At 34.3% G+C, this 25,311-nt stretch carries 24 protein-coding genes; 17 read left to right on the plus strand and 7 right to left on the minus strand.

Annotated elements, in window-relative coordinates; translation table 11 throughout:
• Window positions 1-89: 89 nt before the first annotated feature.
• From groES to miaB, 6 genes are all read right to left on the minus strand, one after another.
• Complete coding sequence (gene groES, locus ACAM30_RS12325; RefSeq protein ID WP_012023920.1) at window positions 90-365, minus strand: co-chaperone GroES; 276 nt, start codon at window positions 363-365, stop codon at window positions 90-92.
• Window positions 366-509: 144 nt separating this feature from the next.
• Window positions 510-848, minus strand: a complete 339-nt coding sequence (gene secG, locus ACAM30_RS12330) for a preprotein translocase subunit SecG (protein ID WP_026110045.1) — start codon at window positions 846-848, stop codon at window positions 510-512.
• A gap of 3 nt (window positions 849-851) precedes the next feature.
• The gene (locus tag ACAM30_RS12335; protein WP_369614934.1) at window positions 852-2,198 is read right to left on the minus strand and encodes a hypothetical protein; all 1,347 of its coding nucleotides are present in this window, start codon (window positions 2,196-2,198) and stop codon (window positions 852-854) included.
• A gap of 89 nt (window positions 2,199-2,287) precedes the next feature.
• A complete protein-coding gene (locus ACAM30_RS12340; protein ID WP_369614935.1) occupies window positions 2,288-2,791 on the minus strand; it encodes an LptE family protein in 504 nt (167 codons plus the stop codon).
• Between the two features lie 185 nt (window positions 2,792-2,976).
• A complete protein-coding gene (locus ACAM30_RS12345) occupies window positions 2,977-4,230 on the minus strand; it encodes a sigma-54 interaction domain-containing protein (RefSeq protein WP_369614936.1) in 1,254 nt (417 codons plus the stop codon).
• A 101-nt stretch (window positions 4,231-4,331) separates the two neighbouring features.
• Complete coding sequence (miaB, locus tag ACAM30_RS12350; protein ID WP_017496995.1) at window positions 4,332-5,777, minus strand: tRNA (N6-isopentenyl adenosine(37)-C2)-methylthiotransferase MiaB; 1,446 nt, start codon at window positions 5,775-5,777, stop codon at window positions 4,332-4,334.
• 338 nt (window positions 5,778-6,115) lie between these two features.
• Here miaB and topA point away from each other — a divergent pair, with 338 nt between their 5' ends.
• From topA to ACAM30_RS12390, 8 genes are all read left to right on the plus strand, one after another.
• On the plus strand, window positions 6,116-8,650 hold the full coding sequence (gene topA / locus ACAM30_RS12355) for a type I DNA topoisomerase (RefSeq protein WP_369614937.1): 2,535 nt from the start codon (window positions 6,116-6,118) through the stop codon (window positions 8,648-8,650).
• A gap of 3 nt (window positions 8,651-8,653) precedes the next feature.
• Window positions 8,654-9,805 (plus strand): formimidoylglutamase, encoded by a 1,152-nt coding sequence (locus tag ACAM30_RS12360; RefSeq protein WP_369614938.1) that lies wholly within the window; start codon window positions 8,654-8,656, stop codon window positions 9,803-9,805.
• Window positions 9,806-10,068: 263 nt separating this feature from the next.
• Window positions 10,069-11,472 (plus strand): gliding motility lipoprotein GldK, encoded by a 1,404-nt coding sequence (gldK, locus tag ACAM30_RS12365; RefSeq protein ID WP_369614939.1) that lies wholly within the window; start codon window positions 10,069-10,071, stop codon window positions 11,470-11,472.
• Between the two features lie 78 nt (window positions 11,473-11,550).
• Window positions 11,551-12,198 (plus strand): gliding motility protein GldL, encoded by a 648-nt coding sequence (gene gldL / locus ACAM30_RS12370; RefSeq protein ID WP_369614940.1) that lies wholly within the window; start codon window positions 11,551-11,553, stop codon window positions 12,196-12,198.
• Between the two features lie 51 nt (window positions 12,199-12,249).
• On the plus strand, window positions 12,250-13,791 hold the full coding sequence (gene gldM, locus ACAM30_RS12375; RefSeq protein WP_369614941.1) for a gliding motility protein GldM: 1,542 nt from the start codon (window positions 12,250-12,252) through the stop codon (window positions 13,789-13,791).
• A 43-nt stretch (window positions 13,792-13,834) separates the two neighbouring features.
• A complete protein-coding gene (gene gldN / locus ACAM30_RS12380) occupies window positions 13,835-14,824 on the plus strand; it encodes a gliding motility protein GldN (protein ID WP_017496989.1) in 990 nt (329 codons plus the stop codon).
• A gap of 217 nt (window positions 14,825-15,041) precedes the next feature.
• Window positions 15,042-16,031, plus strand: a complete 990-nt coding sequence (gene gldN / locus ACAM30_RS12385) for a gliding motility protein GldN (RefSeq protein ID WP_369614942.1) — start codon at window positions 15,042-15,044, stop codon at window positions 16,029-16,031.
• Between the two features lie 72 nt (window positions 16,032-16,103).
• Window positions 16,104-17,153 (plus strand): NAD(P)/FAD-dependent oxidoreductase, encoded by a 1,050-nt coding sequence (locus tag ACAM30_RS12390; protein WP_369614943.1) that lies wholly within the window; start codon window positions 16,104-16,106, stop codon window positions 17,151-17,153.
• A 2-nt stretch (window positions 17,154-17,155) separates the two neighbouring features.
• Here the strand turns inward: ACAM30_RS12390 and ACAM30_RS12395 are convergent, their stop codons facing one another.
• Window positions 17,156-17,539 (minus strand): DUF983 domain-containing protein, encoded by a 384-nt coding sequence (locus tag ACAM30_RS12395; RefSeq protein ID WP_369614944.1) that lies wholly within the window; start codon window positions 17,537-17,539, stop codon window positions 17,156-17,158.
• Between the two features lie 300 nt (window positions 17,540-17,839).
• On the opposite strand from ACAM30_RS12395, the gene ACAM30_RS12400 reads away from it, so the two are divergent.
• From ACAM30_RS12400 to ACAM30_RS12440, 9 genes are all read left to right on the plus strand, one after another.
• Complete coding sequence (locus tag ACAM30_RS12400) at window positions 17,840-18,505, plus strand: HAD family hydrolase (protein WP_369614945.1); 666 nt, start codon at window positions 17,840-17,842, stop codon at window positions 18,503-18,505.
• Window positions 18,506-18,507: 2 nt separating this feature from the next.
• Complete coding sequence (locus ACAM30_RS12405; protein ID WP_369614946.1) at window positions 18,508-19,314, plus strand: phosphoribosyltransferase family protein; 807 nt, start codon at window positions 18,508-18,510, stop codon at window positions 19,312-19,314.
• Window positions 19,315-19,318: 4 nt separating this feature from the next.
• A complete protein-coding gene (locus ACAM30_RS12410; protein WP_369614947.1) occupies window positions 19,319-19,873 on the plus strand; it encodes a TerD family protein in 555 nt (184 codons plus the stop codon).
• 5 nt (window positions 19,874-19,878) lie between these two features.
• Window positions 19,879-20,487 (plus strand): TerD family protein, encoded by a 609-nt coding sequence (locus ACAM30_RS12415; RefSeq protein ID WP_369614948.1) that lies wholly within the window; start codon window positions 19,879-19,881, stop codon window positions 20,485-20,487.
• A 7-nt stretch (window positions 20,488-20,494) separates the two neighbouring features.
• The gene (locus ACAM30_RS12420; RefSeq protein ID WP_369614949.1) at window positions 20,495-21,583 is read left to right on the plus strand and encodes a toxic anion resistance protein; all 1,089 of its coding nucleotides are present in this window, start codon (window positions 20,495-20,497) and stop codon (window positions 21,581-21,583) included.
• 19 nt (window positions 21,584-21,602) lie between these two features.
• On the plus strand, window positions 21,603-22,568 hold the full coding sequence (locus ACAM30_RS12425; RefSeq protein WP_369614950.1) for a hypothetical protein: 966 nt from the start codon (window positions 21,603-21,605) through the stop codon (window positions 22,566-22,568).
• 11 nt (window positions 22,569-22,579) lie between these two features.
• Window positions 22,580-23,131, plus strand: a complete 552-nt coding sequence (locus ACAM30_RS12430) for a TerD family protein (RefSeq protein WP_369614951.1) — start codon at window positions 22,580-22,582, stop codon at window positions 23,129-23,131.
• A gap of 13 nt (window positions 23,132-23,144) precedes the next feature.
• Window positions 23,145-23,804, plus strand: a complete 660-nt coding sequence (locus ACAM30_RS12435) for a TerD family protein (RefSeq protein ID WP_369614952.1) — start codon at window positions 23,145-23,147, stop codon at window positions 23,802-23,804.
• A gap of 409 nt (window positions 23,805-24,213) precedes the next feature.
• Complete coding sequence (locus tag ACAM30_RS12440; protein WP_369614953.1) at window positions 24,214-25,212, plus strand: TerC/Alx family metal homeostasis membrane protein; 999 nt, start codon at window positions 24,214-24,216, stop codon at window positions 25,210-25,212.
• The last annotated feature ends 99 nt before the right edge of the window (window positions 25,213-25,311 follow it).

The raw sequence follows: 25,311 nt of genomic DNA on the forward strand, positions 1-25,311 counted from the left end.
TTTAAATTTTTTGTTTAAAGTTTGTATGGTTTCAAGTTAACGAAGTTCTGAATTCTTAATACTTCGTACTTAATACATTATAGTTTTTTTTAGATAATTGCAAGGATATCATCTTCACGCATGATCAAATAATCAGTCCCTTCCAGTTTTAATTCTGTTCCTGCATATTTACCGTATAGAACAGTGTCGCCCACTTTTACAGTCATAGTGTGATCTTTAGATCCGTTTCCTACTGCAACTACAGTTCCTTTTTGTGGTTTCTCTTTGGCAGTATCTGGAATAAAGATTCCTGATGCAGTTTTAGTTTCAGCTGCAACAGGCTCAATAAGTACGCGGTCTGAAAGCGGTTTTATGTTTAAAGCCATGATTTATTATATTATTAGGTTATACGTTTTTTTAATGTTCTAGAAACTTTCAGAAACTATGCCATGCTGGTAAAACTGACATTATTTCTTAAAAAAAATGCCAGCTTTTGACAGGCTGGCATTTTATAGTGATATCGAAATGTATTATTTAGCTGCAGGCGTTGCCGGAGCAGGTGTTTGTTGAGCAGGAGCAGCTGGTGTAGCAGCAGGTGCTTCAGTTTTTTCAATGATTTTAGAGTCACTGTCACTTAATGATCCTGTAAAGCTTAAGCTTGAAAGTAAAATTAAAGCAATCAAAATAGTAGCCAATGTCCAAGTACTTTTGTCTAAAAAGTCAGTTGTTTTTTGCACTCCACCTAACATTTGAGTTCCGCTGATTGTAGAAGACAATCCACCTCCTTTAGGGTTTTGAACCATGATTACTACGATCAATAGAAAACAAACTATTGTGATTAAAACTAAGAAAATTGAAAATGTACTCATTGTTTAAATATTATTGTTATTTTGTTGTAAAATCTTTATATCCGAAATACGGTCTGCAAAGAAACTAATTTTTTCTGGATATTTCAAAATTAATATTTCATATGCTTGTATTGCTTTGGTGTATTTTTTTTGTTCCAAATATACTCTGGCTAAAGTTTCAGTCATTAAGTAGGAATTATCCTCACTGTTTGTGTCTGATTGTACAGTCTGCGTAATTGCAGTTTGTTTGATAGGAGAGATCTTCGGATTGGTTTCGATGAATTTATCGATCAATTCTGCTTTTTTCTTTTTCTCTTCGTCAACTACTTCAGCTGCAGTTTTAGGTTCAGTTACATTTTCAGACTGTTTTATTTCCTGCGAAGCTTCTTTTGTTCTGTCAATTGGTTCCGTTCTTGCTAATTGCAGCCATTCCTGAAAAGAATGTTTTTCGTTAACAGAAAAATCTAAAGGTTGTCCTATTTCCAGATTTTCTTCTGCTGCTTTTACACTCTCAGGAACTTCGGCTTCTTTTGGTTCCTCGATTAATTCAGATTGTTCGGAAACAACTGTTGCAGCCTCTTTTATAGAATTTAATATGGATTGCTCAACAGAGGTAGCTTTTACTTCTGCGTCTTTAATTTCTGATTTAACTTCCGGAATTTCTTCCTCAACGATTTCATCAAAGAAAGTTGGTGTTGGTTCTTTGACAGGAGACAATACAGGTTGTTGCTCGATGAACTCCGCTTCCGGCTGCTCGATTTTTACAGGTTCTTCCAAAATGATCGGAGTAACTTCTATAGGCTCGGCAGCAATAAATTGTTCTGTAACAGATTCGATAGCTTTTTCTGTTGTTTTTATCGGTTCTTCAAAAGTTACAGTTGCTGCTTCTTGTGCGGAATCCAGTATGGATTGTTCAATAAATACATGAACAGGTTTTTCTTCTACTTTTACAGGTTCTTCAAAAGTTACTGTTGTAGCTTCTTTTATAGAATCCAAAATAGATTGTTCAATTGGATTAACTCGTACTTCCGGTGCTTTTTTGACTTCTTCAAAAGATACGATCTCACTGTCAAAAACTTTAATTTCCATAAGGTCTCTAAGTTTCTTATCGTAATATTCACTCTGAATTGAAGTGAAAGATTCAGAAGTAATAAAATCAAATAAAACGGTACGATCCGTAGTATGAGCTGCTGTTACTTTTAACGCATAATTATACTTAAAACTGTTTTGATCGTAAAGTCCTTTTAAGCGCAAGGCTCTTGCACTTTGAAAATAAGGAAACTCATTCAAAACGCTTCCCAATGCTTCTGCCTGCTTTTCGGTAATAGCATCAGGCTTGTTCATTAAGTAGGTATAATCGGTAACGTTCATTTATCTTTTGTTTAATTGTTTATTGTTTTATTTATCTGTTGAATCGACTAAACGGTTAAACGTTTTTAACGATTCAACAAATAAACAAATTACCATTTTGCTAGTGATTCGTTAAAAATATCTTGTGTGATTCTTTCGAAAATAACCTGAATAGCGGTATTTAGTGTAGCTCCTGTAGGTAATCCTTGTCCTGGGAAATCATAGTAAAATTCAAATGTTTTTTCGAAATTATCTTTTTCCTTCTTTTTATTCGTAAACCTCACATTTACACGAATACTCAAACGGTTTTGAAAAGCTCCCTGATCGGCAGTTGCCGTCATTGGTGTAGTTCTGTAATCTACAATTTCTCCTTCGTAAACTAAATCACCACTATTACTTACCAGATTTAAATTGGTTTGATTCTGAATTAAATCCTGCAAGGTCAATGTGAAAGTTCTGTCAATTCCCGGTTCAATTAAATCAGCATTATTCTGAAAAAAGTTAACCTGAAAAGTTTTGGCATCGATGTTTCCTGTTCCTGTAAAGTTGTAAACAGAACAACCGCTTAACATGAACAAGCTCATTAAGGCTAATAAAGAATATATTTTTTTCATAATATCAATCGGGGTAAATTTCAATATTTTAAATCCCGAATTCCAATTCCTGAGGGATCTTATATTTTTTTTCAAATATAACAATTTGGACTCGAGCGCTAGCGGATCGGGCAAGCAATTTGGAATTTATTTTTTAGATTTAGCTTTTTAAAATTGGAATTTGCAATATTGGGATTTATTTATTTTTATAAATCGAATTGTTTAATTTTTCTATATAAAGTTCGTTCAGAAATGCCTAATTCGTCCGCTGCAGCTTTTCGTTTTCCTTTGTTTTTTTCTAGTGACTTTTTGATCATTTCGATTTCTTTTTGTTCTAAACGAAGGATCTCTTCTTCTTCAATAGTTTCTGCAAACAGATAATTGTCGTCCTGCATCTGATAATTCTCCTCGCGTGGAGTAGGTGTCATTACAGCGGTTCTTGGTTCTTCTTCAAAGTCTATTTCACTTTCATTTTCTTGAGAACCATATATTTTCTGAATCAAATTCGGATTAATGTCCTGCACTTTTGTGCCATTTTTCATCAGTTCTAAAGTGAGTTTCTTCAAATCGTTCAGATCACTTTTCATATCAAAAAGCACTTTGTACAAGATGTCTCTTTCGGTGCTGAAATCACTTTCTTTTTTGCTGTCGCTAATAACAGAAGGCAAATTGCTTCCCTCGGTAGGTAAATATGATTGTAGAGTAGCCGATGAAATATCGCGATTGGTTTCCAAAACCGAAATCTGCTCGGCCACATTTCGTAATTGACGAATGTTTCCGTTCCATCTGAATTTTTGAAGAAGCTGTACAGCATCATCGTCTAATTTTAATGGAGGCATTTTATATTTATGCGCAAAGTCGGCTACAAATTTTCGGAACAACAAATGAATGTCGTCGTTTCTTTCGCGCAATGGAGGTAAAGTAATTTCGACAGTCGTTAAACGATAGTATAAATCTTCACGGAATTTTCCTTTTTCGATGGCATTGAATAGGTTCACGTTTGTAGCGGCTACAATTCTAACATTCGTTTTCTGAACTTGTGACGAACCTACTTTAATAAACTCACCATTCTCAAGTACACGAAGCAAACGAACCTGAGTAGTTAAAGGTAATTCTCCAACTTCATCCAAAAAAATAGTTCCTCCGTCTGCTACTTCAAAATAACCTTCGCGGGTACTTGTGGCGCCTGTAAAAGCTCCTTTTTCGTGACCGAAAAGTTCACTGTCAATGGTTCCTTCCGGAATTGCACCACAGTTTACAGCAATATATTTTCCATGTTTTCTGTGTGAAAGCGAATGGATGATTCTTGGAATATTTTCTTTACCTACACCACTTTCCCCGGTTACCATTACCGAAATATCAGTAGGCGCAACCTGAATGGCTTTTTCAATAGCACGGTTTAGTTTCGGATCATTTCCGATAATCTCAAATCGTTGTTTTATTGCTTGAACTGTTTCCATTTTTGTTTTTGTTTCAAGTTTTGTTTGTTTCAGGTTTCAGGTTTCAAGTTTCAAGTTACGCAAAGAACTTGAAACTTGAAACCTGAAACTTGAATAACTCTTTAATTCATTTCTGAATATCCAACAGCTTTTCCTTTTAAGGTACCTGAGGTGCAGCTTTCAATTTTTACATTTACAAAGTCCCCAATTTTATAATCTTCTTTAGGGAAAACTACTGTGATACTTTGCGAATTTCTTCCCGAGAACTCTTCAGTTGATTTTTTAGAGACTTTTTCGACTAAAACTTCAACCGTTTGTCCTACGAATTCCTCACTGCGGAACCAGGCATGTTTTTGCTGTAAGTCAACAATTTCCTGTAATCTTCTGGCTTTGGTTTCTTCAGCAACATCGTCTTCCATTTTTCTTCCAGCCAAAGTTCCGGGACGCTCAGAGTAGGAATACATATAACCGAAATTATATTTCACATATTCCATTAAACTCATAGTATCCTGGTGATCTTGTTCGGTTTCTGTTGGGAAACCGGCAATCATATCTTGTGAAATCGATGCATTCGGAATGATCGCTCTGATTTTGTCAATCAGAGTCATGTATTCTTCACGAGTGTGCAGACGATTCATTTCTTTTAAAATTCTGTTACTTCCCGATTGAACCGGTAAGTGAATGTGTTTGCAGATATTAGGGTGTTTAGCAATAACATGTAATACACTCTCGTGCATGTCCTGTGGATTTGAAGTCGAAAAACGAATACGCATTTTAGGAAAACCAACGGCCACCATTTCCAGTAACTGATCGAAATCAACTGCTGTTGCTTTTTGCATTTCAGAGGCATTTACGAAGTCTTTCTTTAATCCGCCACCGTACCAAAGATAACTGTCTACATTTTGGCCTAAAAGTGTAATTTCTTTAAAACCTTTACTCCATAAATCCTGAATTTCATTCATGATACTTTGTGGCTCACGGCTGCGTTCACGTCCGCGTGTAAAAGGTACAACGCAAAAGGTACACATATTATCGCAGCCTCGGGTAATCGAAACTAAAGCTGTAATACCATTACTCATCAAACGAACAGGTGAAATGTCTCCGTAAGTTTCTTCTTTTGATAAAATTACATTGATGGCGTCGCGTCCTTCGTCAACTTCAGCTAATAAATTCGGCAGATCTTTGTAAGCATCAGGTCCAACAACAAGATCGACTATTTTCTCTTCCTCCAAAAACTGACTTTTCAAACGCTCGGCCATACAGCCCAGAACGCCCACTTTCATTTTCGGATTGATACGCTTTACAGCATTATATTTTTCCAGACGTTTGCGAATAGTCTGTTCTGCCTTGTCTCGAATCGAGCAGGTATTTACCAGAACCAAATCAGCGTCTTCAAGAGTTTGTGTGGTGTTGAATCCGTTTTCAGATAAAATGGAAGCTACAATTTCACTGTCCGAAAAATTCATCGCACAACCGTAACTTTCAATAAAAAGTTTTTTAGTATTCTCAGGTTTATTTTCCAAAACGAGACTTTCGCCTTGCTTGCTTTCCTCAATAATCTTTTCCATTGTATAATTTCAAAGTGCAAAGATAATGTAAATGGGGGGAATATGACAAGATGGCAGAGGAAAGATTTTTGATTTTAGAGTTAAGATTTTAGATTGTAGAATAACGATTGCTGATTGTGGACTCCAAATCAATAGTAATTCATAAGAGTAGTAAAATCAAAAATCAAAAATCAAAAATCTGCAATCTAAAATCTAAAATCTACACCTATATATGTATAAAGTAAGATTACAGATAAATCTGCAATTTTAGGAAACATAATACTAAAATAAATCAAAAATGAGTTCGCGCAGTTGATATTTAAAAAAAATAGATACTTTTGTTGCAGAAAAATAGAGCAATGGCAAAGAATTTAGTAATAGTGGAGTCACCTGCAAAGGCGAAAACGATAGAGAAATTTTTAGGAAGTGATTTTCAGGTAGAGTCGAGTTACGGTCACATAGCGGACTTACCATCAAAGGAAATAGGAGTGGATGTTGAGAATGGTTTTAAACCTAAATATGAAGTCTCTTCGGATAAAAAAGCCCTGGTAAGCAAGCTGAAAACACTATCTAAGAATGCCGATATGGTTTGGTTAGCGAGCGATGAGGACCGCGAGGGGGAGGCTATTTCATGGCACCTGGCGGAAGAATTGAAACTGGATACTAAAAAAACCAAAAGAATTGTTTTTCATGAGATTACAAAGACTGCGATTCTTAAAGCAATCGACAATCCAAGAGAAATTGACTATAATCTGGTAAATGCACAACAGGCTCGCCGTGTTTTGGACCGTTTAGTAGGTTATGAATTGTCTCCGGTTTTGTGGAGAAAAATTAAGGGAGGTTTATCTGCCGGTCGTGTGCAATCCGTTTCTGTACGTTTGATTGTAGAGCGTGAGCGCGAGATTCAGAGTTTTAATGCAGTGGCAACTTACTCCATTGTTGCAGAATTTGTAAATGAGGCAGGGAAGGCTTTTAAAGCAAAATTGCCAAAGAACTTTAATACTAAAAAAGAAGCCGAAGATTTTTTAAATAAAAATATCGGATCTCAATATCAGGTAGCCGATTTAGAAACGAAGCCTACCAAAAAATCACCAACAGCACCTTTTACCACTTCGACTCTACAACAGGAAGCGGCGAGAAAATTGTATTTGCCGGTTGGAATCACCATGCAGTTAGCGCAACGTTTGTACGAGGCCGGATTGATTACCTATATGAGAACGGATAGTGTGAATCTTTCTGCCGAGGCCATGAGTGCTGCTGAAGCTGAAATCATAAAATCATACGGAAAAGAATTTTCTAAGCCGAGAACTTTTGCCAACAAAAATAAAGGAGCTCAGGAAGCGCACGAGGCAATTCGTCCTACTGATATGTCTCGTCATACGGTAAATATAGACCGCGATCAGGCTCGTTTGTATGATTTGATCTGGAAAAGAACTTTGGCTTCGCAAATGAGTGATGCGCAATTGGAAAGAACCAATGTGAAAATCGAAGCAGACAATCATGATGAGATTTTTACAGCTTCAGGAGAAGTTTTGCTTTTTGAAGGATTCTTAAAAGTGTACTTAGAAGGACATGATGATGATGAGGAAGAGCAAGAAGGAATGTTGCCGGCTTTAAAAGTAAACGAAAAATTAGCAAACAATTATATTACAGCAACCGAAAGGTATTCAAGACCTCCGGCGCGTTACACAGAGGCTTCTCTGGTAAAGAAATTAGAGGAATTAGGAATCGGTCGTCCGTCTACCTATGCACCAACAATTTCTACCATCATCAACAGAAACTATGTTGAAAAAGGAACTCTGGAAGGGCAGGAACGTAATTATACGCAGCTGACTTTGCAAAATAGTAAAGTGGGAGAGAAGCTGTTAAAAGAAAATACAGGTTCCGACAAGGGGAAACTGGTTCCAACAGATATCGGAACCATCGTTACTGATTTCTTAGTGAAAAACTTCGGAAATATTCTGGATTATAACTTTACAGCAAAGGTAGAGCAGGATTTTGATGAGATTGCCGAAGGAAATATCGACTGGGCAATCATGATGCAGGAATTCTACAATAAATTCCATCCAAATGTAAAAGAAGTTGAAGCGAATGCTGAGCGTGAAAGCGGAGAGAGAATTTTAGGAAAAGATGCTGACGGAAGACAAGTTTCAGTTCGTTTAGGAAAATTTGGTCCAATGGCTCAAATTGGAGAAGCGGATGATGAAGATAAAAAATTCGCCAGTTTAATGGCCGATCAGAATATCGGAAGTATTACACTGGAAGATGCTTTGAATTTGTTTTTACTTCCTAAAAGTTTAGGAGAATACAAAGGAGAAGAAGTAGAAGTGAATAACGGTCGTTACGGTCCTTATGTCCGTCATGGAAGTGTTTTTATTTCGTTGCCAAGAGGAGAAGATCCTTTAAGTGTTTCAAAAGAAAGAGCGCAGGAACTGATCGATGAAAAAGCGCTTGCAGATGCGCCAATTGCGACATATAAAGGAGAACCTGTTCAAAAAGGAGTGGGACGTTTTGGTCCGTTCATTAAATGGAATGGTCTTTTTGTGAACGTAAGCAAGAAGTATAATTTTGATAATTTATCACAGGCAGATGTTGAGGAATTAATTGAAGATAAATTACAGAAGAACATTGATAAAGTGCTTCACAACTGGGAAGAAGAAGGAATTTTGGTTGAAAAGGCACGTTGGGGCCGTTCTGTAATCACAAAAGGAAAAATCAAAATTGAACTGAGTAAAGAGGTTGATGCTACGAAATTAACATTGGAAGAAGTTCAGGAAATGATTGCCAAAAAAACTCCGGCTAAAAAAACACCGGCTAAAAAAGCTGCAACCGCAAAGAAAGCAGCAACTGCTAAAAAAGCACCTGCTAAAAAACCAGCTGCAAAAAAGAAATAAAGAATGGAATTTGATTTTTTAGAGCCACTTAACGACGGGATTTTAAAATTTATTAGTTCGTTGTCTTCGCAGGAGTTGGGAAGTAAGATAGTTTTACATACTCAGGATCAGTTTCCGGATATCAGTAAAATTAATATTGCGATTATTGGTGTTTTAGAAGATCGTCGTAATGAAGATTCCATCAATATTGTTAATTTGAATGCCGTTCGTAAAAAACTTTACGGTATGTTTCCGGGAAACTGGGATGCTTCGATTGCCGATTTGGGAGACATTCTTGCAGGAAATTCTGTAGAAGATACTTATTTTGCTTTAAAGCGAGTGACCTCTACTTTAATTAAGAACAAAGTAATTCCTATAGTTCTTGGGGGTTCACAGGATTTAACCTATGCTTTGTATCGTGCCTATGACGATTTAGAGCAAATGGTGAATATGGTTGCTGTAGATAATAAGTTTGATTTTGGAAAAGAAAACGAAACGGTTTCGGCTAATTCTTACTTGACTAAAATTATTATCGATGAGCCTAATAATCTGTTTAATTACTGCAATATTGGTTATCAGACTTATTACAACTCACAAGAAGAAATCGACCTGATTGAAAAACTGTTTTTTGATGCTTATCGTTTAGGTGAAATCTCCAATAAGATTACATTGGCAGAACCGGTTTTTAGAGATGCAGATTTAGTGAGTATCGATTTGAATTCTGTAAAATCTTCAGCTTCCGGAAATATGGTTTCATTTGAGCCAAACGGTTTCAATGGAAAAGAAATATGCTCGCTGGCAAGGTATGCCGGAATAAGTGATAAAGTTTCCAGTTTTGGAATTTTTAATCATAACAGTACAGTGCCTGAAGCTAGTGTCATCGCGCAAATCGTATGGTATTTTATTGAAGGATATCATTACAGGTCTAAGGAATATCCATTTGGTAGTAGAGCATCGTATTTAAAATATATTGTTCCTCTTGAAGACGAAGAATTGATCTTTTATAAAAGTGATAAAACAGACCGTTGGTGGATTGAAATTCCGTTTGAGTCAAATGGTCACAATAAATTAAAGAGAAATACGTTATTACCGTGTTCTTATGATGAGTATCTGAGTGCTTGTAATCAGGAATTGCCTGAAAGATGGTGGAAAGCACAACGAAAAAACGCTTTGTAAAATGAAATTTTAGTAGAAATTTTGTTTTTTTTGTATTTCATAAATAGTGTTAAATAATATTAGTAGGTTAAGTAGTACAAGGCTTAATAAATAACGTCCTACGTCGATTTTTTACGTTAGTTTATCGATGAAATATTTTTTTTTTATTTTATTTAACATTAGTTTTGTCCGATAAAATAAATTTCGCAACTAGTATTGTTTTTTAGATAAATAATAAATACGTTTACGGACTTATAATAATGAATAGATAATCCCAAATTTATATGAAGAAGTTTATTGCATTTGCAACAATGTTAACACTGGTAATTGGCTGTGGTAAGTCAGGTGACAAAGGTGAGTTAGTTGGTGTTACAGGAGGGAAATGGCATCCTGAGAAGCCTTATGGAATGACATTGGTTCCTGGTGGATCTTTTATTATGGGTAAATCAGATGCTGATTTAGCTAATGTAGAGGATGCTCCTACTAGAACGGTGACAGTTCGTTCATTTTATATGGATGAAACAGAGATTACCAATAGTGAGTACCGTCAATTTGTGGAGTGGGTAAAAGACTCTACAATGAGAGTTCGTTTGGCAATTTTGGCTGATGAAACTGGTCAAAAACCTGCTGGTGATTCTAAAGGTAAAAAAGGCGGAAGTATTGCTGATTTTGCATTTAATGATTCAGATCCGGAAAAAATGACTGCATATGATAAATATATGTATGATAACTACTATAGTGTAGGAACAAAAGATGATCCTTATGCAGGTAGAAAATTAAACAAAAAAGTAAAATTAATTAAAGATACAAAAGCTTACCCGGATGAGTATTATACTGAGGTAATGGATTCTATGTATTTACCAATTGAAGAGTCTTACAATGGTTTAAGAACAATTGATGTGAATAAATTGAAATTCCGTTATTCTTGGATGGATATTCAGGCTGCAGCGAAAGCTAAAGTTGGAAAAAGAAAAGACTTCGTTAAAACGGAACAAGTTAGTGTTTATCCTGACACAACAGTTTGGATTAAAGATTTTGCTTACTCTTATAATGAGCCAATGCACAATGATTATTTCTGGCATAAAGCTTATGGAGACTATCCTGTGGTGGGTGTAACCTGGAAACAGGCAAAAGCATTCTGTGCATGGAGAACTTTGAACAAAAACGGTTATATCAAATCTAAGAAAAAAGGACGTGACTTAGTAAATGCTTTCAGATTGCCAACGGAGGCAGAGTGGGAGTATGCTGCAAGAGGAGGTCTGGAATCAGCTACTTATCCTTGGGGAGGTCCTTATACGAAAAGCGACAGAGGTTGTTTCTTAGCAAACTTCAAACCAAGCAGAGGAGATTATGCTGCTGACGAAGCGTTATACACTGTTGAAGCTAAATCTTATGAAGTTAACGGTTATGGTTTATATAACATGGCAGGAAACGTTTCTGAGTGGACAGATTCAGCTTATAACCCAAATGCATACGAATATGTTTCTACAATGAACCCTAACGTAATTGATGGAAACAATCAAAGAAAAGTAGTTCGTGGAGGTTCTTGGAAAGACGTTGCTTATTTCCTACAGGTAAGCACACGTGATCACGAATATGCTGATTCTGCAAGAAGTTATATTGGTTTCAGAACTGTACAAGATTACATGGGAACTCAGGCAACTGGAGGCGGTAAGAAGAAAAAGTAATTACTTTAATTAATTAAAATCAAATAAATAAACCAAATCAACAAATCTATTTTAAATTAAAACCTAAAAAAAAGTATTATGGCATTATTAAGTAAAAAAGCAATGAATTTCGCTTATGGTATGGGAGCGGCAGTAGTAATTATTGGAGCATTATTCAAAATTACTCACTTTGAGATTGGACCATTAACAGGGACTGTTATGTTATCGATTGGATTGGTAACTGAGGCGTTAATCTTTGCTCTTTCTGCTTTCGAACCAGTTGAAGACGAATTAGACTGGACTCTTGTTTACCCGGAATTAGCGAATGGTCAGGCTAGAAAAAAAGCTGACAAAGTTGAGACACCATCTGACGCCCAAGGATTATTGTCTCAAAAATTAGATGCAATGTTGAAAGATGCTAAAATTGACGGTGAGTTAATGGCAAGCTTAGGAAACAGCATCAAAAACTTCGAAGGAGCTGCTAAAGCTATTTCTCCAACAGTTGATTCAATTGCAGGACAAAAGAAATATGCTGAGGAAATGTCTATGGCTGCTGCACAAATGGAATCATTAAACAGTTTATACAAAGTTCAATTAGAAAGTGCTTCAAGAAATGCACAGGCAAACAGCGAAATTGCTGAAAATGCTTCTAAATTAAAAGAACAAATGCAATCTATGACTGCAAACATTGCTTCATTAAACAGTGTTTACGGTGGTATGCTTTCTGCAATGAGTAACAAAGGATAATTAGTTTTTGACTATTATATTAAAATTATTAATAAGAACTAATTAGAAAAAATGGCAGGAGGAAAATTAACCCCTAGACAGAAGATGATTAACCTGATGTATCTGGTTTTCATCGCAATGTTAGCAATGAACGTATCAAAAGAAGTAATTTCAGGTTTTGGTTTATTTAACGAAAAATTTGAGGCTTCTAATACAACAGCAATTACAAATAATACCTCTTTATTAACTGCTTTAGATCAAAAAGCAGCTGAGGCAAAAGGAGAATTTGCTATCGCTGCAGAAACAGCTCATAAAATCGAAGCAATTTCGAAAGATTTTTACGCTTATATTGGAACTTTAAAAGAGCAGTCTGTTAAAGGTTTTGTAGCTGATAAAGAAACAGGTAAGTTACCTTATGAATCTATGGACAGAGGTGATAATATCGACAACTGGTTTACAGGAGACGGTTATACTGCTAAAGGTAAAGAGATCATAGCAAGAATCGAGAAGTATAAAGCAGATATTAAAGCTACTTTAGGATCAGATAAAAAATACGCTAACATTATTGCAGAAGTAAATCAAAAGTTTGATGTTTCTGACGTAAAAAATAAAGACGGTATAAAAGAAAAATACTTAGCTTATCATTTCAAAGGTTTCCCGGCAATTGCATCGGCTGCTAAGCTTTCAGCATGGCAAAATGACGTTACAAAAGTGGAAACAGATGTTTACAATAGTGCTTTAGGAAAAGCGGCTGTCGCTGCTGCTTCTTACAGCAATTATCAAGCGATTGTTGTTTTAGACAAAAACGCTTACTTCCAAGGTGAAAAAGTTACTGGTAAGGTAGTTTTAGGTCGTTATGACGAAAACACAAAACCAACTTCATTCCAAGGTCCTGGACAAATTGTTAACGGACAAGCGGTTATCTCATTAACTGCAGGTGGTGTTGGAGAGCAAAACATTAATGGACAATTTACATTCTTAGAAGACGGTAAAAACATTCCACTTAAATTTGCTGGAAAATACGTTGTAGTACCAAGACCAAACTCTGCTACAATTTCTGCTGATAAAATGAACGTAGTATATAGAGGAGTTGTGAATCCAATCTCTGTATCATTCGCTGGTGTTGATGCAAACAAAATTGTTGCAAGTGCTCCGGGATTAGCATCTGCCGGAAAACCTGGAAAATATAACATGAACCCTGGTTCAGGTACTGAAACTACTATTTCTGTTACAGGTACATTGCCAAACGGAGATAAAGTTACAGATAAGAAAACATTCAGAATTAAAGGTATTCCTGGACCAACAGGTACAATTAGAGGTGAAATGGGTGTTGTTAAAGGGCCTAAATCTAACTTAGAAATTGCTACAATTGGTGCTAAATTACTTGATTTCGATTTCGAAGTTGGTTTAGATGTTGTTGGATTTAATTTAAAAATTGCTGGACAGCCTACAGTGGTTGTTAACGGTAACAGATTAAATGCACAATGTAAATCAGTTCTTGCAAGAGCCGGAAAAGGAGACCAGGTTACTATTTCTGAAATTAAAACTAAACTTGTTGGAGCTGGTAGTTATTTATTACCAAGAACTGCTCCGGTAATTTACGAAATACAATAATATAGTAGGTAAAACTACTTCAATATCTTATAATGATATCATGATGAAAGTAAGAAATTTTTTAATAGCTATTGTTTCTATCGCTGGAGGATTTTCTTCCTATGCGCAATCGAATTTGCTTAATGCAAAAACACCGGCTCAGATTGGTCTTAAGACTCCTGCGCAACTTATTTCTGATAACGACAAGCCTTTGGCTTACGGTTATGTAGATGATAGAGATATCTTGATGGGAAAAACTACTTGGGAGATTATTGATTTGAATGAAAAAATCAATTTTCCAATGTACTTTCCGGTTGATACGGCTAATATTGGTTCTGACAGACGTTCACTTTATGATGTTTTGACGAAAGCTGTTAAAAGCGGCAAAATAACTGAAGTATACAGCGACAGTTATTTCAATACTAAAAAATCTTTGAAAGACATTCAGGGTGCATTATCACGTATTGATACAACAGATGCAGGTAGAGAGTTAATCAACCAATATCCGGACGACTACAAAACACGTGTTGTGAAGAAAAAAGTGGTTACTGGTACTGGTAAGAAAAAAGTAGTTTCTTATGTTGATGAAACTGTTGGTCCAACAAGAACGGTACCAGCTGAGTACATCCTGAAACAAGATTTAACTGCTGCAGATGTTACACAATATAAAATTAAAGGATACTGGTATTTTGACAAACGTCAAAGTGAATTGAAATATCGTTTGCTTGGAATTTGTCCAGTAACTCCGGATGTTTACACAATGAATAGTGACGAAAAGGATTATATTGAGTTGTTTTGGGTCTTCTTCCCTAACGCCAGAGAGGCGCTACATGAAGCAAAAGCATTCAACGATAATAACTCTGCGCTTCCAATTTCATTCGATCAGATTTTAAATTCAAGACGTTTTAATGCGGTTGTCTATAAAGAAGAAAACTTGTACGGAGATCGTGAGATTAAAGACTACATGAAAGATAACGCACAAAATCAATTGTTAGAATCTGAAAGAGTAAAAGAGAAGATTCGTAACTTCGAACAAGATATGTGGAACTACTAAGTATCTGAATAACAATATATCAAAAACTCTTACTACCTTTGTAGTAAGAGTTTTTTTTTGCTCATTACCTTGAGAATTAGTTTTGTTAGTGAATTTGTTACGCTATTTGGAGTTGATTCCGATTAGAGTAGTTGTCATTATGATGTTTTCGGGTTGTGTGAGAAAAAACACAATAAATGCTGTGTATTTACGTTCAATAGGTTTTAATTGTAGTATCATGAAAGTAAAGATTTGTTTTATCGTTATTATTTTTGTTATCAGTAACCTTAGTATTAAAGCTCAATCTAATTTGCTTAATGCGAAAACAGCAGATCAAATTGGGATAAAAAATCCTGCTCAATTACGTGCTGATAACGATAAGCCAATGGCTTATGGTTATGTAGACGACAGGGATGTTTTAATGGGAAAAACGACCTGGGAAATTATTGATCTGAATGAGAAAATCAATTTTCCATTATATTTTCCGGTAGATACTGCCAATATTGGTTCGGATAGGCGTTCTCTTTATGATGTTTTGATCAGAGGAATTAAGCAGGGGAGAATTACAGAAGTATATGCGGACAGCTATTTTAATACTAAGAAATCTTTAAAAGACATTCAGGGTGGATTGTCTCGTATTGATACAACAGATGCAGGAAGGGAACTAATTAACCAATATCCGGACGACTATAAAACACGTGTGGTGAAGAAAAAAGTAGTGACCGGTACTGGCAAGAAAAAAGTCGTTACTTATGTTGATGAAACAGTTGGTCCGACCAGAACGGTACCTGCTGAGTATATTTTGAAACAGGATTTAACTGCGGCAGATGTTACACAATACAAACTTAAAGGATATTGGTATTTTGACAAAAGAGAGAGTGAATTGAAATACCGTTTACTCGGAATTTGTCCGGTAACGCCTGATGTTTATACCATGAATAGTGATGAAAAAGATTATATAGAACTTTTTTGGGTATTTTTTCCTAATGCAAGGGAAGTGTTAAATGAAGCAAAAGCCTTTAACGATGCTAATTCCGCACGTTCTATTTCGTTCGATCAGATATTAAATTCGAGACGTTTTAATTCTATTATTTATAAGGAAGAAAACGTATATGGAGATCGTGAAATCAAAGACTATATGAAGGACAATGCACAGAAGCAGTTGTTAGAATCTGAACGAGTAAAAGAAAAGATTCGTGACTTCGAACAGGATATGTGGACCTACTAAGAAATTAGTAGCATTATACCAAAAACTCTTATTACATTTGTGGTAAGAGTTTTTTATTTTACCCCTTTACAGATGTTGGATTATATAATTGTCGGATCCGGATTGGCCGGAATTTCATTTGCTGAAATTGCACTTAAAAATAATAAATCAATAATAGTTATAAGTGATGAGTCTCAAAAATCATCAAGGATTGCCGGAGGACTCTATAATCCGGTAATTTTAAAGCGTTTTAGCGAGGTTTGGAATGCAGAAGAACAGTTGTCTGTGATGGCTCAGTTTTACAAGACAATTGAGGATAAACTTCAGGTAAAGGTAAATTTCAAACTTCCTATTCTAAGAAAATTTTTCTCTGTAGAAGAGCAGAATAATTGGTTCGCAGCTTCCGATAAGCCATTCTTGTCTCCATTTCTTTCGACTAAATTAGTTTTCAAAAAATACAATCATATCGATTCTCCATTTGATTATGGTGAGGTTCTGCATACAGGTTATGTTGATACTGTTCTTTTGTTAGATAGCTATCATCAATATTTACGTCAGAATAAATTACTGCTTGAACAATCGTTCGATCATTCCAAATTGATTATTAAGGAAGATTGTGTGCAGTATAAAGGATACGAGGCTAAGCATATTATTTTTGCAGAAGGTTTCGGGTTACACGCAAACCCTTATTTTCTGGATTTACCATTAGATGGTACGAAGGGCGAGCTTTTTATTATTAAAGCGCCTGATCTAGAATTAGACGTAATAGTAAATACCAGTATGTTTATTTTGCCTTTAGGGAATAGCCTGTTTAAAGTTGGAGCGACTTATAATCCGAAAGATAAAACCGATGCACCAACAGAAGAAGGGCGAACAGAGCTGGTTGATCGTATAAAGGAAATTATCAATTGTGATTTTGAAATTGTTTCACATTTTGCCGGTGTGAGACCAACGGTACGTGACCGAAGACCGCTTATTGGCACACATAATCAATACGAACGGCTTCATCTTTTAAACGGATTAGGAACACGTGGTGTAATGCTTGGTCCGGCAATGGCTAAAGATTTGTATGATTATATCGAAAACAAGAAACCTCTCGATCCTACAGTTGATTTACATCGTTTTTACAAAAAAAGAAAATAATCTTATTTTTTTGCTGCTTCCGGATCGTAAGAAACAAACATGTTGATGTACAAGTTTCTTGAAAGTCTTAAGACAAATGGAAATAATAGAATCAACGTCGCAACAATGATCAGAAAAGACTCTTCGACTGAGGTTTTGAAAAACACAAACGAAACGATAAAAGCTGCAATTCCAACGGCAACATTTAAGCCATAACTAACATACATCGCACCATAAAAAAACGATGGTTCGATCTGGTATCTTAATCCACAGTGACTGCAATTTTCGTTCATTTTAAGAACCTTAGTTAAATGAAGTGGATTTCGATCTGAATACATGCTTTCTTTCTGGCATCTTGGACAGCTTCCGGTTAGTATACTTCTTAGTTTGGATCCTTTTTTTAACATGGCTGCAATTCAATTAATTGTTGGAGTTGTAGAGAATCAATTTTTGTTTTAAAGTAAAACATTTGATTCTGATAAAAATATTTAAAATTTATCTTACGGAGAAGAGTAGAACAAAGATACTATTTTAGTTTGTATTTTTTGTATTCGGGGTAGTATGACTTGTTATAGAGGGTAGGTTGATGTTTTTGATAATGGATTTTAATTTGTTAATAAATATTATCGATTTTACGGAAACCCACATTTTACTTAGTTTGCTTTTTTGTATCATTGTACGGTTTAATTTTTTTTAAAAGAATTCATTTGGAAATAAATTACAAAAAACACACCCATATTTCTTTCGATTTATGGCTGACATTAATAAAGTCCAATCCGGAGTTTAAGAAGAAGAGAAATTTATTGTTTAAAAATTTCTTTGAAGTTGATTGTACGATCGATAAAGTAAATGAAGTAGTGAGATATTATGATGTTTTGTGCAATAATATTAACGAAAAAACAGGATTGAATATTGATACGTATGAAATTTATTATCTAATTTTAAGCGCACTCGAAGTTGATATTAATGAATTTGATACAAGTAAGTTAAGTCAGTTTTATGAAGAAACAGATTCTTTATTTATGAACTATAAGCCTGAATTAATTTTTCCGGATACGAAGAAATTGTTTCAGGAAATAACAAATGAAGATAAAACTATTAATATCCTTAGTAATACAGCTTTTATTAAAGGCAGAACCTTAAGAAAACTATTGGCGTATTATGAATTGACAGATTTTTTCAAATTTCAGATTTATTCCGACGAAGTTGGATTTTCGAAACCAAACAATGAAATTTTTCAATTGGTTTTTGATGAGATTAACACCTTTAAAAGCACGGAAAAAAAACAGATATTACATGTCGGAGATAATAGTGTTGCAGATTATAATGGAGCCATTAATTTTGGATTTGATGCCCATTTATTAAAAATATAAAAGTGAATAAAAGTTACAGTTTACATAAGATATTGGACCAAGATAATTGTCCGTTTAAAGAAGAAGAATACAGTAAATTTAAATTTGGCGACAAATCATTTGCAGAGAAGTTTGCAAAGGAATTATTTGAAGGTTTCGTATCAGAATTTGGAGAATTGTTGTTGTCGGAACAAGAAATTGTTATTCTGCCAAGTCCATTCTTATCTATACCAACAGCCTCAAATTTTTTGTGTTCGTATTTTAAAAAAGAGCTGAATAGTTTCTTATTTAAAAATGGTAAAAAGACCAGTATAGAATCTAAAATTTACAGAAACCAAACCTATGTTACAGACTATGGAAATTTGGATTTTGAAGAAAGAGTGAAATTAATTTCGAACGATACTTACTATATAGATCGTAATTTTATAGACGGAAAGCTTTGTATTTTTGTTGATGACATTAAAATTACAGGTAGTCATGAACATACTGTGAATAAGATTCTAAATCAATATAATGTGAATGGAAATTTTGTTTTTGTGTATTTTGCAGAATTAATAAATAAGGACATTCATCCTAAAATTGAGAATCATTTTAACTACTTCGCTGTTAAAAATGTCGAAGATATTGTTGACATAATTAACAGTCCTTCTTTTCAGTATAATACCAGAATTGTCAAATTTATTTTAAGCTTAAATGAAGAGCAATTTGGCTATTTAGTAGAAAATATTTCCATTGAAAAAACAAATGACTTATTTCATTTGGCAATAAGTAATAATTATCATCAGATTTTAGAGTATAAATCAAACATTAATGTAATAAAAATAGATTAAAACTATGGCTATCAATTTACAGAAAGGACAACGTGAAAACATAAATGCACCCAAATTTACTATTGGTTTAGGATGGGATACAAACAGCAGCAGTACTGGATCGGGCTTTGATCTTGATGCATCAGTTTTTATTTTAGGCGATAACAGAAAGATAATATCAGATTCTCATTTTGTTTTTTATAACAATCTGAAATCACCGGATGATGCGGTAATACATACGGGTGATAATTTAACAGGAGATGGAGACGGAGATGATGAGCAGGTAAAAATTGATTTGACTAAAGTTAATTCGGCAGTAAAAGAAATTTGTGTAGTTGTAACCATTCATGATGCTGTGAATAGAAAACAAAATTTTGGTCAGGTTAGAAATTCTTTCATTCGAGTTGTAGACGAGAGCAATAATAATGAGGTGCTTAAATACGAATTGGAAGAAGATTTTTCAATAGAAACAGCAGTAGAGTTCGGAAGAATTTATAACAAAGACGGGCAATGGAAATTTGAAGCTATTGGCGTTGGAATGAAAGGTGGATTAGAAGATTATTTAAACAAATACAATTAATAGATATGGCAATTAATTTAGAAAAAGGACAACGTATCAACCTTGAAAAAAGTAATGGTACTAAATTACAAAACATTTGTGTTGGTGTAAACTGGGGAGCAATTGAGAAAAAGGGATTTTTTGGGACCAAAAAAGAGGCAGTAGATTTAGATGCCAGTTGCGCTATTTATGACGACCAAAAAAATCATATTGATTCCGTAAATTTTAGAAAACTAATATCAAATGATCGTGCAATTAAGCACAGTGGTGACGATCTAACAGGTGATTTAAATGGAGATGACGGTTTGGATAATGAGGTAATTACATTGGATTTTTCACAAATATCACCAGCTGCCAATCACGTTGCCTTTTTTATAAATAGCTTTAGAGGACAGGATTTTAAAGACATCCCTTTTGCGTCTATCAGAATTTACGAGGGAACTCCAACAAAAGTAAGCCAGGAATTTGCACGTTATGATGTTGCAAATGATGCTTCTTTCGCTGGAAATGTTTCTATGGTTTTAGGAGTTTTTTATAAAAGAAATGGAGATTGGAAATTTAGTGCAATCGGAACTCCGACAAATGATAAAAAGTTGGAACAAACTATCGTTACCATTCAACAAAACCATCTATAAATAAATTATGCTAGAAAATCAATTGGTTGCTCAGGAGAATACCGCGTTGATTGATAAGGATGGAAATGTAAACTTAACTTCAATTACAGAGGCGGAAGTTAACAATTACAAGTCGATTTCAAATCAGTTAAATGAAAATGATACTAATTCAATTTTGAACTATGGAGCTGAAATCCAGAATTCGATTGCGAAGCAGAGTGATACTTTTTTATCTAATGTCAGAACTTACAATTCGGGTGAAGTTGGTACACTAATCAATGATTTGCTTACAGAGTTAAATTATGTCGATGTGGATCAGTTGGATCAGGGGCCATTTAAGCGATTTCTGTCCAAAATTCCTTTGCTGAATAAATTAGTAATAGATGTAAAAAAGTTGTTCCAGCAATACGATAAGATTACTGTAAATATTGATAAAATCAGTAACAAAGTAAAGGCAGGAATGATTAATTCTGTAAAAGATAACAGTGCCCTTCAAACGATGTTTGATGGTAATGTGAATCTTATTAAAGAAATGGAAAAACACATTATAGCAGGACAAATCCGATTTAAAGAATTGGGTGAGGAGCTTGCGGTAATGGAAGGGAATCCGGCTCAATATCAGGATTACCAAATTTCGGACAAAAGAAACTTCATTAATCGTCTGGACAAGCGTTTGGCTGATATGAAAATTGTTCGTTTTATTATGCTGCAGTCCCTGGCGCAAATTCGTGTCGTACAAAATAATAACACTTCAATTGCAGAGAAAGCACAATCGATCCTGACTACAACTATGCCGGTTTGGAAGAATCAATTAACACTCGCGGTTGCTTTGCAAAGACAAAAGCAAAATATTGAAGTACAGCGAAGAGTGTCTGAAACGACAAATACTATTTTGCAGAAAAATGCTGAAATGTTAAAACAAAACAGTATTGAAGTAGCAAAAGAAAATGAAAACACAGTGGTGTCTCTTGAAACTTTGAAAATGACAACGAAATCATTAATTGATACGCTGACAGAAGTAAAACAAATTCACGAGCAGGGTACCGAAACCAGAAGACAACTTGATGCCGGACTGCAAAGTCTTGAAGTTGAATTAAAAAAAGGAGTGATAAGTTAATTGAATAGAAATCAGTTAAATGCAAGAGGAAGAGGAACGGTTTGTTCAAATAATAAAAGACAGTAATAGAAAACTTGTGATTTTAGAATTGTTATCCAATTTCTTTAGTCACAAGGATTTTGTTGGGGTTTTAATAAAAACAAGAATCATTCATACTCTTTTTGAAAACAATAAAGCATTAGACATAAATAAGTTAGAACTCTTTCATGTACAGTTTACAAGTAGTTTTATTGAATTGTTTCAAAAACTAAAAAAAGCGAAAGAGCAGCAGTATCTTTTGATTTCGGATGAGATTTATATTAATGAGGATATCATAACCAAATTAAAATCAGAAATTGACGAATCCGGATTTGCAGAAAAAGCAAAATTACATGCGAGAAACATGTCTCGAAAGATTGAAGAACTTTACAATATGTTTGTCAATGAAAATGCAGATTTTTTTAGTTGGAACGAGATTATAAGTTTTTCCGACCATGTTAAACAGGAATATTTTCGGGATATTACTATTGAAGAATATGAAAAAATAGACTTTTTGAGTAAGAAGCTTTATGAAAATAAACATGTAAAATTTGAAAAGAAACTTCTGGGAAGACTAAATATACTGAAATTTAAAATTAAGTTTTTGTGTGGACTGGTTTGCAATAATGAAGTTATTGAAGTATTCGAATTTAGAGATTCTAACGATAAGTTTATTTTTGTTGCTAATGAGAAAGCATTTTATTTTTTGGATGATGTGTTGGCAAAAGAAATTAATATTGCTAAAAATGACTCCGTCAAAGGAGAGATTATTACACAATTGAAAGAAAAAAATGAAGCTTTAACCTTTGAATTAAGTACAATAAAAACATCATTTCCTGAAAATGTAGATGAAGTATTAAAAGAATATTTGGATAAGATTTCATCTGTAGATTTTGTAGAAGATCTTCAAAATGTAGATGAACAAACCAATATTTTAAGAACTATGTTAAATATTAATATTAAATAAAGAAAAATAAAATGGCAATTAATTTAGAAAAAGGTCAGAGACAGAGTATCGAAGCTCCAAAATTTATTGTTGGACTTGGCTGGGATAGTAATTCAAGCAGTACGGGAGAGGGATTTGATCTTGATGCTTCAGTTTTTTTAGTTGGTGCAAATGGAAAAATTCCAAATGACAATCATTTTGTTTATTATAATAATTTAAAATCGCCAGACGGAGCTGTAACGCATACTGGGGACAATTTAACCGGTGCAGGAGACGGGGATGATGAGAAAATTCAAATCGATTTGTCTACAATATCTCCGGAGGTAAATGAAATTTGCTTTGTGGTAACAATTCATCATGCAGATACCAGAAGGCAAAATTTTGGACAGATTAGAAATTCATTTATTCGAATCATTGATCAGACTAATACAGAATTAGTAAAGTACGAGCTTGATGAGGATTTTTCTATTGAGACTGCTGTTGAATTCGGAAGAATTTACAAAAGAAACAACGAATGGAAGTTTGAAGCTGTGGGAATAGGGATGAAAGGCGGCTTACAAGACTATTTGAATAAATATAATTAATACCTTAAAAACGATGGCTATTAACTTAATCAAAGGTCAGAAAATTGATTTAAGAAAATCAAGTGGCGAATCATTAACCAATTTTTGTGTGGGTGTAAACTGGGGAGCGATTGAAACGAAAGGTTTTTTAGGATTATCAAAAAACGTAGTAGAAGTCGATCTGGATTTGAGCTGTGTATTGATTGATGATCAGAATAAACTTCACGACCATTTGTATTCTCCATTATACAAATTAGAAGTGTTACAGCAATTTGGTCTTTCAAAAGGTAAATTGCTAAGTGTTGACGGAGCCTTAAAACATACTGGTGATGATCTTGCAGGTGATACTGGCGGAGATGATGGTTTAGATAATGAGATTATCACAGTTGATCTTTCTAAGGTTGATGCCAAAGTTAACCAGATCTTTTTCTTTTTAAACAATGCAGGAAAAGAAGATTTCTCTCAAATTCCTTATGCAAAAATCAGAATGTACGAAGGTACTCCAACCAATGTGGTTTCAGAATTTGCTTCTTATAACGTTTCTGCTGATTCTCAATATGTAAACAGACGTTCTATCATTATGGGGAAATTATACAAACATAACGGAGAATGGAAATTCAGTGCAATTGGAGATCCTACTACTGATACTTTTTTAGGGCAGACTATCCAAAAAATAGTTCAGTCTTACGTATAAACAATTTAAAATGTAGACGTATCTTGAGTTTTTTAAATTGGAGTTAGTATTCAGCAAACAGGTAATTTTATTGCAATCCAGAATACAGAAAGTTTGCACCAGATACCATTAAATGTATTTTTTTTTAAAGAAATGACGAAAATATATTTAATGGTACTCATTGTTATTTCTCTAAGATTTTTCAAATTGAGACGAGTTGGTTTTAGAGCCTTGCCATAAGCTTTAGATATCAGTGTGAAAATCTGAGAATAATAGTTTATGGTTTGTAATAATCTGTGCTTGTTTCAATAGCTGGTAAATCGTAATATTGCCCGCAATAAAAAAGTAACTTCATAGTAAAAGAACGCTGAGTTGTCATCTTGTAATAGCCAATAAATAAAATTTAAATTAACATAATTAATATTCAAAAATGAATCAACACCCTATTTTTTCAGAACATCCGGGATTAATAATCGTCTTCGCCATTGCAGTAGTGATCATGCTGTTGTTGGATTTGGGAATCTTCAACAAAAAAAGCCATGTCGTAAGTAATAAAGAAGCAGTAACCTGGTCATTAGTATGGATTAGTTTAGCGATGATTTTTAGTGGTTTGGTTTATTACTTCGCCGGATCGGCAAAATTTTATGAATTTCAATCGGCGTATTGGATTGAAAAAGCACTTTCAGTCGACAATCTTTTTGTTTTTATATTGGTCTTCAAATTTTTTGACGTAGCCAATCACAATAAACATAAAGTATTGTTTTGGGGAATTATCGGAGCATTGGTTTTAAGAGCTATTTTTATTTTCTCAGGAGCGTTCCTAATCGAACTGACTTATTTAAACAAGCTTTTAAGTTTGATTGGAGTAGAAGGTTTCAAATACGATATCAATTTAATCATGACAGCTTTCGGATTGTTCCTTGTGTACGCAGGAGTAAAATCATGGTCTGCCGGTGATGAGGACGATGAAGAAGATTACAACAATACCAAAGGAGCAAGATTAATTAGAAAGTTTTTTAGTGTTAGCGATAAATACGACGGAGATAAATTCTTTACTATCGAAAATGGAAAAAAACTGGCAACTCCGCTTTTAGTAGTAGTAGCGGTAATTGAATTTACCGATTTATTATTCGCAGTTGATTCTATACCGGCAATTTTTGCAATTTCCAGTGATCCTTTTATCCTTTATACTTCTAATATTTTTGCAATTTTAGGACTTAGAGCTTTGTTTTTCTTATTGGATAACTTCATTCACTTGTTCAGTAAATTACAGTATGGCTTAGCTATTATTCTTTCGTTTATTGGCGTTAAGATGATTATTTCTCCATTTTATCATATCGAATCTCTGTATTCCTTACTTGTAATTGGAGGAATTCTGGCAATTTCCGTACTAGCTTCAATAATGCTTCCGGAGCCAAAAGAGGCATAAGGGATAAAATAAAGTATTTACTAAAAACGGATAGCTATCTAAAGATTGTTATCCGTTTTTTTTATGATTTTCGTGATTAGAATAAATATACTTAAGGTT

This window comes from Flavobacterium sp. CFS9 (assembly GCF_041154745.1).
GTDB lineage: Bacteria > Bacteroidota > Bacteroidia > Flavobacteriales > Flavobacteriaceae > Flavobacterium.